At 67.2% G+C, this 11871-nt stretch carries 8 protein-coding genes and 1 rRNA gene; 7 read left to right on the forward strand and 2 right to left on the reverse strand.

Features of this window, described 5'->3' with window-relative positions; genetic code table 11:
* Positions 1 to 17: 17 nt before the first annotated feature.
* Positions 18 to 629, forward strand: coding sequence for a DUF1080 domain-containing protein (locus PLE19_16945; protein ID HPD16644.1), 612 nt, complete (start codon positions 18 to 20; stop codon positions 627 to 629).
* On the opposite strand, the gene PLE19_16950 is transcribed toward PLE19_16945, so the two are convergent.
* Complete coding sequence (locus tag PLE19_16950) at positions 616 to 2883, reverse strand: NPCBM/NEW2 domain-containing protein (protein HPD16645.1); 2268 nt, start codon at positions 2881 to 2883, stop codon at positions 616 to 618. The two genes, PLE19_16945 and PLE19_16950, sit on opposite strands and share 14 nt — an antisense overlap.
* Positions 2884 to 3050: 167 nt before the next feature.
* On the opposite strand from PLE19_16950, the gene PLE19_16955 reads away from it, so the two are divergent.
* Both PLE19_16955 and PLE19_16960 read left to right on the forward strand, forming a co-directional pair.
* Positions 3051 to 4145 (forward strand): Gfo/Idh/MocA family oxidoreductase, encoded by a 1095-nt coding sequence (locus PLE19_16955; protein HPD16646.1) that lies wholly within the window; start codon positions 3051 to 3053, stop codon positions 4143 to 4145.
* A 23-nt stretch (positions 4146 to 4168) separates the two neighbouring features.
* Positions 4169 to 5041 carry a sugar phosphate isomerase/epimerase family protein gene (locus PLE19_16960; protein ID HPD16647.1) on the forward strand — a complete coding sequence of 291 codons (873 nt, stop codon included), beginning with the start codon at positions 4169 to 4171 and terminating at the stop codon, positions 5039 to 5041.
* 92 nt (positions 5042 to 5133) lie between these two features.
* Here PLE19_16960 and tatC read toward each other — a convergent pair whose 3' ends face one another.
* Positions 5134 to 6258 carry a twin-arginine translocase subunit TatC gene (gene tatC / locus PLE19_16965; GenBank protein HPD16648.1) on the reverse strand — a complete coding sequence of 375 codons (1125 nt, stop codon included), beginning with the start codon at positions 6256 to 6258 and terminating at the stop codon, positions 5134 to 5136.
* A gap of 411 nt (positions 6259 to 6669) precedes the next feature.
* Here tatC and PLE19_16970 point away from each other — a divergent pair, with 411 nt between their 5' ends.
* The 4 genes from PLE19_16970 to PLE19_16985 all read left to right on the forward strand — a co-directional run.
* Complete coding sequence (locus PLE19_16970; protein HPD16649.1) at positions 6670 to 8406, forward strand: MFS transporter; 1737 nt, start codon at positions 6670 to 6672, stop codon at positions 8404 to 8406.
* A 182-nt stretch (positions 8407 to 8588) separates the two neighbouring features.
* Positions 8589 to 9953 carry an MFS transporter gene (locus PLE19_16975; protein ID HPD16650.1) on the forward strand — a complete coding sequence of 455 codons (1365 nt, stop codon included), beginning with the start codon at positions 8589 to 8591 and terminating at the stop codon, positions 9951 to 9953.
* A gap of 27 nt (positions 9954 to 9980) precedes the next feature.
* Entirely contained in the window at positions 9981 to 10817 is an 837-nt protein-coding gene (gene lgt / locus PLE19_16980) for a prolipoprotein diacylglyceryl transferase (GenBank protein ID HPD16651.1), read from the forward strand.
* A gap of 700 nt (positions 10818 to 11517) precedes the next feature.
* A 16S ribosomal RNA gene (locus PLE19_16985) occupies positions 11518 to 11871 on the forward strand; the annotation flags it as partial.

An 11871-nucleotide genomic window follows, 5' to 3' on the forward strand; every position in this document is an offset into this window, starting at 1 on the left:
TTTTAGGAGATGGGACGATGCGTTGGATGGCGATTGCGGCGATGGCGTGCGCGTGGGCAGCGGCCGCGTGGGCAGGCGAGGAGCCCAAGGCAGGCCCCGCGGCGGCTGAGGAGGGCTTCGTGAGCCTCTTCGACGGCAAGTCGCTCGACGGCTGGAAGGGCTCTGTCGAAGGCTACACGGCCGAGGACGGCATGCTCGTGTGCCAGCAGAAGGGCGGCGGAAACCTGATGACCGCCAAAGAATACGGCGACATGATCTTCCGCTTCGAGTTCAGGTTCGGTCCCGGCGGCAACAATGGCGTCAGCATCCGCGGGCACGAAATCCAGATTCTCGACGACTACGCCGACATCCACAAGAACCTCAAGCCCTGCCAGTACCACGGCTCGATCTACTGCAAGTACCCCGCCAAGCGCGGCGCCACCAAGCCCGCCGGCGAGTGGAACACCGAGGAGATCAAGGTGAAGGGCACCCAGTGGACCGTCACGGTGAACGGCCAGGTGATCGTGGACGTGGATATCTCGACCGTGCCTGGGCTGGAGGAAGTGGCGAAGCGGGCCAAGGCGCCCATCGGCTTCATGGGCCACGGCTGCCGCGTGGAGTTCCGCAACCTGCGGATCAAGGAGTTGTAAGCTCGGCCTCGCCCCAGCCCACCGGCCCGAAATGCCAGACGAACTTCGTGGCGTTGACGGCGCGAAGCTCGATCTGGCCGGCGCCGCGGATGTCGGCGGTCAGCTCGAAAAGACCGTCCGTGGCCGAGAGGACGGGCGAAGCAGCAACGCACGCGCCATCCGCCCACACCTCGAACCGCACGCGCTCGTTCGCGTAGCGGAGGGGGTACTTCATCCCCGTCCGCTCGAGGCCCACTCGCGCCCGGAAGCGGGCGAAGCGGCCATGGAGGCTCCAAGCCGCCGTGGCGGGCGGAATCATGCCGATGCCCCGCTCGAACCGCTGCCCCTGGATCACCAGCGGGCCGGCGTCCACGCCTGCCGAGCGGTCGAAGGCGAGGGGGCCGCGACGCGACTCCAGCCTGTCGGGTGGCAGGGTTGAGAGCCACAGGCGGCCATCTCTCGATGGTTCGGTCGCCCAGTGGCCGCCGGGAATCGCCGCCCGAAGCTCGGCGCTGCCCTCGAAGAGAAGCTGCGGGTCGAAGCGCCATTCGTGGTCGAACCAGCCGATGGCGAGGAAGGAATCTGGGCCGGACGTCTTGCGGTCGAAGACGGCGTAGTCGAAGTACCAGCGGCCGCGGTCGCCTTCGAGATGCACCACGTGGCCGAAGCGGCCCCAGAGCTGCCTGTAGCTCTCGGGCGTCGAGCCCCAGACGACGAGTGTGGCGGCTGATGGGTCTAAGGCATTGGGGAGCAACAGGATAAGGCCGATGTCATCCCCTGTGAACTGGCGGCCGAAGAGACGCGCAGAGCCCGGTGCAACGGCGATGTTGAGACCGTCGAGCGCCGCCCTCACCGCGGGGTTCTCGGCAGGCGACCCGAGGGCGATGACTGTGTGGGGGCGCGCTGCCGCTGTCGGAGTCACTGGGAAGATGCCTGTGCCGCCCCATCTCTCTTTCCACGTGGCTGCGAACTGGGCGGCACAGGCGGCCAAATGGTCGGGCGCATCTTCCGGCACGACGATGCGGAAGGGGTTCTCGAAGGCGAAGCCCGCCGGGCCGGGATAGCGCCACTTGCTGGGACCGCGATCGGTGTGTTCCGCGACGACGTTCTGGCCGCCCGCGAACTGGCCGTCGCGGATGAGGAGGCGCGCCTCCTGGAGCGGGTCCATGACCCGATGCGGCGGCGCCCCGGCCATGTCGGCCACAAATGTGAGGGGTGGGATGACGGCGACGAGCTCCCCCGGCTCGGCGGGCGGGTTCGCGAGCAGCCAGGCGATGCGTTCGTCGCGGGTGACGGGGAAGCCCCCGTGGCCGACGCCGTCGAAGCGGTCATAGCGTAAGTTGCCAGCTCCCAATGCCTTGAGCTTGGCGGCCATGGAGTCGCCGTGGGCGACCGGCACGATGGTGTCGGCGACGCCGTGGCCGATGTAGATGGGCAGATCGGGCCGCCCTGCCAGTTGCCCCACGCGGGCGACCGGCATTCTCCCCCGCTGCGCCAGCTCGCAGGCGCGGCCGGCAGGGGAGAGGACCGAGCGCTCGTCGTCCTCCCACAGGCCCTTCCACGCGTCGGGGTCGGCGTTGCCCATCCAGGGCGCGAGGCCGCTCAGTTCGCCAGCGTGCCTCTGGGCGAAGAGCCAGGCGCCCGTGCCGCCCATCGAAGCGCCGGTGACGAGCAGCGTCGAAACGGGGTAGCGTCGCCGCACATCGGCCAGACACTCCTCGACGGCGGTCATCTGCGGCCCGCGGTAGTCGTGGCTCCCGCGGGCCAGAGGCGTGATACATAGCACCCCGGGATAGGGGCGGACGGGGAAGCAATCGGCCATCTCGCGCACGCCCGCCGCGTGAAGGTCCAGGACGAGCGGCAGCGGGGTCTGGCCGTCCCAACCCTCGGGCACGGCCACCGAGGTGGGCAGCTCGGCGCCATCGAGGGCCGACACGGTGACGAGGACGTGGTGGCCGGGTTGGAGGTGGGGGGCAGCGATCCTGCCGAGGCTGGCCTGGTGGACGCGGATGACCTCGTCATCGAGGCGGCCGAGGAGAACGTCGCGCAAGCGCAACCGACCCAGGCGTGCGTCGAGGTAGGCTGCGTGGGCCTTGAGGTCGCGTCGGACCATCGGGTCGGCGAGCCCCTCCACGGCCTCCGCGGCCTCGGCGAGACGGCGGCGCAGGCCGCGATGCGCCCACAGCCGGACGGCGGCGAACAGGCACGCAGCGAGCGCGAGCGTGGCGAGGATGGCGAGGGGCAGGATGGCGCGCCTCCTTCGAGTTGCGGGCATGGTTGCCGTGGCGATTCCCTCGACTCTCGGTGTCGCACGCGGATACGGTAGCATTCGCCTGGAAGCGGCGTCAAGCGCGCTTGACGCGCTGGCGGGTTTCAGCTACCATCGGCGTGTCGGACCCGCAGGCCGGCGCCTTTCGAACGACCCCCCGGAGACCTGTGCTGATGGCCAGGAAGTATGGCTTTGCCCTCATCGGATGCGGCGCCGTGGGCGCGCACCATGTCACGGCGATCTCGCAACTGAGCAATGCGCGGCTCGTAGCCGTGTGCGACGTGTTCGAGGCCAGCGCCCAGCGTTGCGGCGAGCGCGCCGGCGTGCCCTGGTACACCGACTACCACAGGATGCTCGAGCGCGACGATGTGGATGTGGTGAACATCTGCACGCCGTCGGGCCTGCACATGGAGCCTGCCCTCGCGGCGATGGCCGCGGGCAAGCACTGCGTGGTCGAGAAGCCGCTCGAGATCGCCCTTGACCGCTGCGACCGGATGATCGCCGCCGCCGAAAAGGCGGGGGTGCAACTGGCGACCATTTTCCCCTCCCGCTTCGGCCTGGCCGCCCAGGAACTGCGAAAGGCCGTGGACGCCGCCCGCTTCGGCAAGCTGACCATCGGCGACGCCTATGTGCGCTGGTGGCGCGCCCAGAGCTACTACGACAGCGGCGGCTGGCGCGGAACCTGGAAGCTCGACGGCGGCGGCGCACTCATCAACCAGTCCATTCACAGCGTGGACCTGATCCAGTGGTACATGGGCCCGGCGAAGGCCGTGTCGGCTGTGGCCGGGTGCCTGGCCCACACCGGCATCGAAGTGGACGACGCGGCCATTGTGGCCGTCGAGTGGGCCTCCGGCGCGCTCGGTGTCATTCAGGGCACCACGGCCGCCTGGCCGGGCCTCGACCGCCGCATCGTGATCTCGGGGGACGCTGGCACGGCCATCCTCGAGGAAGACAGGCTGGCCTTCTGGAGGTTCCGGCGCGAACGGAAGCGCGACGAACTCATCCGAGCCGGCAAGGTCGGCGCGGAGGACATGGGCAGCGGGGCCTCTGACCCCATGGCCTTCAGCCCCGAGAACCACCGCCGCCAGCTCGCCGACTTCGTTCGCGCCCTCGAGCGCGGCACCAAGCCGCTCGTGGATGGACGCGAGGGGCGGAAGAGCGTGGAGATCGTGCTGGCAGCCTACAAGTCAGCCGAAACAGGCAAGCGTGTGGCATTGCCGCTGAACCCGGGATACAGGCCCGGCGACAAGACGATCCACCCCTCGTGACCGGTGAACAGGAGACGAAGCCGATGTTCCAGCAAGCCGTCTTCAGCGACGAAGTGTCTCAAGACCTCAGCCGCGTGATCGCCGTGTGCAAGCGCTTCGGCCTCCAGGGCATCGAGGTGAGGAGCGTGTGGGGCCACAAGGCGCCGCAGGACATTCCGCCGGCCGACGTCAGGCGAATGCAGACGATGCTGGCCGAGGCCGACCTCGACGTGTGCTCGATCGCGGCCCCCTTCTTCAAGTGCAACATGGACTCCCCGGAGGAGATCGCGCAGCACCACGAGATTCTGCGCAAGTGCGGCGAGCTGGCCCATGCCTTCGGCATCCGCCTCGTCCGCGGCTTCACCTTCTGGCGCAAAGGGGCCTATAACAAGCAACGCATCCTCGACCTCTTCCAGCCGGTTGTGAAGATTCTGGAGGAGAACGACATCCTGCTGGGCATCGAGAACGAGGCCTCGACCTTCATCGGCACGGGCAGCCGCCTGGCCGATTTCCTGGAGGACCTCGATTCCGACAACGTGGCCGCCATCTGGGACCCCTGCAATGTGCTCTACGACGCCGACGACCCCGAGACGCCCTATCCCGACGGCTACGAGGCCATCAAGCCGCGCATCGTCCACGTGCACATCAAGGACTCGAAGCCCAACGCCAAGGGCGAGCAGGAGTGCTGCCCGATCGGCGAGGGCGACATTGACTACGACGGGCAGTTCGCCGCGCTGTTCGAGGACGAATATGAGGGCTGGATTTCGCTGGAGACGCACTGGCGGCCCGTGGCGTTGTCGAAGGAGCAGGTGGACAAGCCGGGCGGCGCCGACTACTCGTCGAACGCCGAGCAGGCCAGCACGATCTGCCTCGAGAAGATGCAGCGGATTATCGGGAAGGTGAGGGCGGGAAGGTAGCTTCGAGCGGCGAGCCACAAGCCGCGAGCCGCAGGAACATCGCCCGGCTCCTGAGGGTCGTCGCTCGCAGTTCGTGGCTCGCGGCTTCTTCTTCAGTGCATCATCGCCTCTGGCGGCAGCTCTTCCGCGGGCGGCGCCGGCTCGGCCTCCGGCTGAGGCTTGTGCTCGGGCTCCTGCGGCTCGGCGGCAGGGGCATGCTCCTCAGGCAACGGTTCTGTGGCCTCTGGCGCCCACGGCTCCTCCTGCACTTCGCTTCCCGCGTGATAGGTCTGGTCCTCGTAGAGCGGCTCGCCCTCGCCGGTCACGTCCTGCGGAGGAGGCGCCTGGTCGGGCGGCGCGCTGGGCACATCGGGCGACGGGGGCGGCGGCTCGGGGGCCTTGGGAGGCGGCGGCGGCTCGTCCTCGAGAACGTCCCACCGCGCGCGTCGCGGCTTGAAGAGGCGCGACGCCTGGAGGCCCAGTTCGTAGAGCAGGACGAGCGGCCCGGCCACAAGTCCAAGCGTCACAGGGTCTTGCGTCGGCGTGATGAGGGCCGCGATGATGAAGATCACCAGGATGGCGTGCCGGCGGTACTTCGAGAGGAACCGCGGCGACACGATGCCGATCTTCGTGAGAGCGACGATCAGGAGCGGCATCTCGAAGGTCACCCCCAGCACCAGCATCATCAGGGCTTCGAGCTTCACGGTTTCGGCAATATCCCACAGCGGCTTGGCCCCCATCCACTGGGTGTCCTGGAGAAAGAACTGGAGCATGATGGGGATGACCACGTAGTAGGCGAACGCGGCGCCGGCCAGGAAAAGGACCATGGCCGAGACGATCGCCGGCCCGATGACGCGCCGTTCCTTGCGCTTGAGGCCCGGGGCCACGAAGGCCCAGAGTTGCCAGACCGTGACGGGGATGGTCACGGCCACGGCCGCAAGCAAGCAGTAGTAGACCGAGGCCATGAAGAGCGAGGTGGGGGTGCGAACGAAAATCAGGTCCTCGGCATTGATCTTGCCGTTGATCTGGCAGGCGCGAACGATGGGGTACCTGAGCCACTCGAAGATCGTGCCTCGCAGCGCCACGAAGAAGACGATCGTGGCCAGCACCACGGTGCCGATACAGATCATCAGGCGCCAGCGCAGCTCGAGCAGATGCTCGAGGAAGGTCATGCGCTTCGGGTCTATGCCGAACTCGTCTTCCTCATTGGTAGCGTCGTCGAAGGGGTCGTCGGGCATCGGGCTGAGTTCCGTTGCGGGGCAGCGTCACCCGTGCGACGGGCCGGCGTCGCCGTCGCGCCGCCAGCACAGGGCGCCGGTGGGCGGGACGGGGCCTCCGATAGCAGCCGCGCCGCGGGTCGCAGGGCGACGGAGCGTCCTGGTTCTGATGGAGGAAACGGCTTCTCCACCCTACTTCATGCTATCGGATTGCCGCGGAGGAGTCAAGCGACGGAATGCTTGCAAAGGGCGGCGGCTTGTGCTAGACTGTCGGCCCGAAACGGCGGGGGCGGCCCGTCGTAAGGCAGTCTCGTGGGTCGGAGCCATGGGCCGGGGCGATGCGGGCGAGACGGCTGCCGCAGGCCCAGCGCTCCACTGCTACGGAGGATGGCGAAAGTGGCGGAACCAGGAAAAAGCCCAGACGAAGGCGCCGTGGCGGCACACCGTTCGGTGCTGTTCGTGGCGTGCTTTGCGGCCCTCGTGGCCACGTCGTTCGCGTTCATCATCCGCATCCTGTGCATGGATGCCTGGCAGGTGGGCTTCGGCCTCAGCGAGACGCAGAAGGGCGAGATCTTCGGCGCCGGCATGTGGCCCTTTGGCCTCAGCATCGTGCTCTTCAGCCTGGTGATTGACAAGATCGGCTACGGAAAGTCCATGATCTTCGCCTTCGCCTGCCACGCGCTCTCGGCGCTGCTGCTGATCACGGCGAAGGACTACTGGTGGCTCTACGCCGGCTCGATCCTCAACGGGCTGGCCGCCGGCACGGTGGAGGCCGTGATCAACCCGGCCATCGCATCGGCCTACCCGAAGCAGAAGACCAAGATGCTCACCATCCTGCACGCGGGATGGCCGGCGGGCATGGTCTTCGCCGGCATCCCCATCCTGCTCATCGACATGACCTGGCAGGTGAAGGTGGCCATCATCTTCATCCCCGTGGTCATCTACGGCCTCCTGCTGCTGAAGGCCAAGTTCCCCGTCTCCGAGCGCGTCGTCGCGGGCGTGTCGTACCGCGAGATGCTGGCCGAGCCGGGCGCGATCGGGTGCCTGATCGTCGTCTACATGATCTGCATGGAGCTCAACCGCGTCTTCCGCCTCGAGAACCTCACGCAGAACGGCAGCATCACCGACCTGCTGCCCTCGCTGCCGTTCACCATTGCCATCGTGGTGATTACCCTGGCGTACTTCGCGTACACGCGGTCGCTCGGCCGGCCCATGTACATCCTGCTGCTGTTCGTCATGATCCTGCTTGCGACCACGGAGTTGGGCATCGACTCGTGGGTCTCCGACCTGATGAAGAAGCCCATGGGCGAGCTCGGCCTCCCCGGCGGCCTGCTGCTCATGTATATGCAGATCATCATGATGGTGCTCCGGTTCTGCATCGGCCCGATCGAGCGCGCCCTCAAGCCGCTCGGCGTGCTGTTCAGTTGCGCCGTGCTGGCCGCCATCGGCCTCTTCTTCCTGTCGCAGGCCGCGGGCGTCACCATCCTGATCGCCGCCACCGTGTACGGCATCGGCAAGACCTTCTTCTGGCCGGTCACGCTGGGCCTGTGCGCCGAGCGCTTCCCGAGGGGCGGCGCCCTCACCCTGAACGCCGTGAGCGGGTGCGGCATGCTGGGCGTCGGCATCCTTGGCTCGCAACTCCTGGGCTACTGGCAGGACACGAATATTGACAGAAAGCTCCTGGCCAGCAACAAGGAGGCGCACGCCCGCCTCATGGCAGGCGAGGAGAAGCGGAGCGTCTTCGGCCACTACAAGTCGCTCGACCAGAGGAAGGTGAACGAGATCAGCGACAAGCTGGCCCTCTTCGCCAAGCGCGAGGGCGCCGACGAGGCCAAGCTGGCCCAGGACCCGATGTACCAGACCCTCGTCCGCAACGCCTACGACCACCTGGTGCGCAAGGCGGGCGACGTCGAGGAGAAGTCCTTTGAGGTCATGCACAAGGCCCTGGCCGACGCCGGCGCCTTTATCACGAAGGACGACCAGGCGGCCGTCGCCAAGGACCAGGCGCTGCTGGACGAGGTGATCACCAACTCGAAGCGCAGCGTCATGGGCCGCGTGGCCACGCTGCCGGCGATCATGGCCGCCTGCTATCTCGGGCTCATCCTCTACTTCATGAGCAAGGGCGGCTACAAGGCAATTGACCTGATGGCGGAGAAGGGCGGACACTGACCGCCCGCTCGCGCCAGGGTTCGAACCAGGCAGGGCCGCCGCTCCCTCGCAGAGCGGCGGCCCTGCCCATGACATGGCAGCAACACGCGGCGGCGACCCCGCTTGCATGCGCCAGGCTCGTCTGCTAGACTTCGCGCACGGCTGGGTCGCGGCTGAACGCGCCTCTTTTCGAGGGAGCGCCCTTGGACAACCGGCGACGGCTCTTCGTGGCGAGCTGCGTGGCCCTCGTGGCCAACGCGATGTGTTTCTCGATCCGGACCGACATCATGGGCGACTACGCCCGCGCGTTCCAGCTCACCATGGCGCAAGTGGGCGCGGCCGTGTCGCTCGGCGGGTTCGCGGGGATCATCGTGCAGTTCGTCGGCGGCGCGCTCCTTGACTTCATCGGCATCGGCACGGCCCTGTGGATTTCATGCGCGGCGCACGTGGCGGGCGTGGGCACCGTGCTCTTCGCCCAGGGCTTCTGGAGCCTCGCCGCGGGATGGTTCTTCCTCATCATCGCCACCAACCTGATCGAGGCCGCCATCAACCCGCTCGCCGCGACCATGTACCCCGACCAGAAGACCCACGTGCTCAACGTGCTTCACGCGTGGTGGCCGGGCGGGCTGATCATCGGCGGGCTCGTGGCCTACGGCTTCAGCGAGATTCTTGTCCTCGCCAAGGCCCCGACAGGGCTGGTGAACATCAGTTGGCAGATCAAGATGGCCTTCGTGCTCATCCCTGTCGCCATCTACGCCTTTCTGATCCTCGGCCAGAAGTTCCCCAAGACCGAGCGGGTGCAGGCGGGGGTTTCTGCGGGGGCGATGTTCAAGGAGGCCCTCCGCCCGATGTTCCTCGTGCTGGTGTTCTGCATGCTCCTCACGGCGTCCATCGAACTCGGGCCCAACCTCTGGGTCGGCGTGTTCATCCAGGACATGATTGGCATCCGGGGCGTGCTGCTCCTGGTCTACACCTCGGGCCTGATGTTCGTGCTGCGCTTCTTCGCGGGAACGCTGGCCAAGTGGATTTCGCCCAACGGCATCCTGGTGGCGTCCAGCGTGCTCTCCGGGATCGGGCTGGTCTGGCTCAGCTACTCCACGAGTTGGCTGGGGGTGCTCCTGGCCTCCACCGTGTGGGGGGTGGGCGTGACCTACTACTGGCCCACGATGCTCGGGGTCACGTCCGAGCGATTCCCGAAGGGCGGGGCGTTTCTTCTGGGCATTCTCGGCGCGGCGGCCGGGCTGTTCCTGAGCTACGTCACCAATCCGGGCATGGGCAAACTGCACGACCACTATACGCTCAAGAACCTGCCCCCCGCCGTGAGCGCGAAGGTGGTGGTGGATGGCCGTGTGAGCGAGGAGAAGGCGGCGGCCCTGTCCGAAGCCGAGAGGGCCTCGGTGAGGGAGGCGCGGCGGATTGCCGCCTGCACCACGTTCCGGATCGTGGCCGCCCTATCCGTGGTCCTCCTGCTCGTGTTCGGCGGCATCTTCCTCTACGACAAGTCGCGCGGCGGCTACAGGCAGGAGATCCTCTCGTCGGCCTCCGGCGCGGGCGGCGCGCCCGCCTGACGCACCCGCGCTCCTTGGCGAGACCCCATGCATCCGACGCTCATCTTCCCGTTCATCCACTCGTACGGCGTGATGCTCGCCGTGGGCTTCTACGCGGCCTGGTGGCTCGGGGCGCGCAGGGCGAAGGCCGAGGGAGTCCACCCCGACGTCATCGGCAACCTGGTGCTCCTGTCCATTCTGGCGGGGGTCGTCGGCTCGCGCATCCTGTGGTTCGCCCTCTATCGCGACCCGAAGGACTCGTGGTGGGTGCTGATCGAGGTCTGGAAGGGGGGCCTCGTGTTCTACGGCGGGCTGATCGCCGCCGCTGTGGCGGACTATGTGTACTTGCGCCTGACGCGGCAGGACGTGTGGCGGATCGCGGACGCGGCGGCTCCCGCCATCGCGTTGGGGCAGGCGTTCGGACGCCTGGGGTGTTTCCTCAACGGGTGCTGCTTCGGCGGCGTTTGCTCCACCAGCTTCCCGCTCCAGGTGCGCTTCCCCGCCGTCCTCAACGAGGATGGTGCGCCCGTGGGGAGCGCGCCGTTCCTCGATCACGTGCGGCAGTACGGCCTGGCCGACAACGCAGGAGCCTCGCTGCCCGTTCATCCCACGCAGCTCTACGAGGCGGCGAGCCTGTTCATGATCGCCGCTCTCATCGTGGTTGCCACGCCCTACAAGCGTCGGCAAGGGGAGCTCTTCGGCCTGGTGTGCGTGCTGAACGCGGCGTCGCGGCTTGGGGTCGAGTTCGTGCGACGCGATACCGAGTCGGTCCTCCTGGGCCTGAACCCTGGCCAGGTGGGCGCGCTGGCCATCCTGGGAGTGGGCATCGGAATCATCCTGTGGTGCCGGCTGCGTGGCGAGCGCGCCGCCTGCTCTCCGGAGTGACCCGCCGTGGCGGCAGCGGGCTTCCGGCTGGAGGTCCGCGCGCAAGCCCTGCCAGTGTGGGGCATGCCGATGCCACCACGACCTCCGGCGGCCTGCGAGGAAACAGGTTCCTCCGAGGTTGGCGATCCTGCTCGAGTGGCCTGGGACAGGGCGTGGGGCGGGTGTCCCCTTGCTGCCCCGGCGGTTCCTCGGCAGGGCGCTGCCCGGTGCCTGACGGGCGGAGGCTGCCCATACTTGCTCAACCCCGTGAGGAGGGAAGTGAGCAAGTATGGGTGGAAGGGCGAGAATCGGCGATTCTCGCAGCTCCGGCCATTCCCGCTCACCTGAGGGATGAGCAGGTATGTGAGGGGGGTGTGCGGGAAACGCGCGGCGTTGCGCCACATAGGGTTATGGTGTGGCCATCGCCGGCGGCGCGGGACCCGTCCAGCGCTCTCCGACGGCTGCCAGGGCAGGATGGGTGAACCCTGAGGAGGCAAAAAACAGGCAAGCGGTGAAAAAAAAGCCCTTGACAATGCTGTTCGAAATGCTATACTAGTGAGGCGCTGGCGAGAACAACGTTCTGGCCGGCGATTGATCTTTGACAAGTCGGTAGCCCCGTGGTGTGAGGTTGTGGAGCTGCCCTTTTGGGAAGCTCGAACGGCTCAAAAGACAGTTACACGACCACACGCTACAAAACGTGTCGGCGCGTGTGCTGAGCCTTTCAATGGAGGGTATGATACTGGCTCAGAACGAACGCTGGCGGCGTGGATTAGGCATGCAAGTCGCACGAGAAACCCGGTGAAAATCGGGGAGTAAAGTGGCGAAAGGGTGAGTAATACCTGGGTAACCTACCCTTGAGATCGGTATAACCCGCTGAAAGGCGGGCTAATCCCGGATACGTTCCCCGGTCGCATGGCCGGGGAGGAAAGGTGGGGACCCCGCAAGGGGCCTGCCGCTCGAGGAGGGGCTCAGGGCCTATCAGCTAGTTGGTGAGGTAACGGCCCACCAAGGCTATGACGGGTACGGGGCCTGAGAGGGTGCCCCCGCACACTGGGACTGAGACACTGCCCAGACT

The organism is Planctomycetota bacterium (assembly GCA_035384565.1).
Classification (GTDB): Bacteria; Planctomycetota; PUPC01; order DSUN01; family DSUN01; genus DAOOIT01.

Bases quoted from the DNA above. Each gene is read 5' to 3' on its own strand.
- PLE19_16945 (HPD16644.1), top strand. From the start codon at position 18: ATGCGTTGGATGGCGATTGCGGCGATGGCGTGCGCGTGGGCAGCGGCC.
- PLE19_16950 (HPD16645.1), bottom strand. From the start codon at position 2,883: ATGCCCGCAACTCGAAGGAGGCGCGCCATCCTGCCCCTCGCCATCCTC.
- PLE19_16955 (HPD16646.1), top strand. From the start codon at position 3,051: ATGGCCAGGAAGTATGGCTTTGCCCTCATCGGATGCGGCGCCGTGGGC.
- PLE19_16960 (HPD16647.1), top strand. From the start codon at position 4,169: ATGTTCCAGCAAGCCGTCTTCAGCGACGAAGTGTCTCAAGACCTCAGC.
- tatC (HPD16648.1), bottom strand. From the start codon at position 6,258: ATGCCCGACGACCCCTTCGACGACGCTACCAATGAGGAAGACGAGTTC.
- lgt (HPD16651.1), top strand. From the start codon at position 9,981: ATGCATCCGACGCTCATCTTCCCGTTCATCCACTCGTACGGCGTGATG.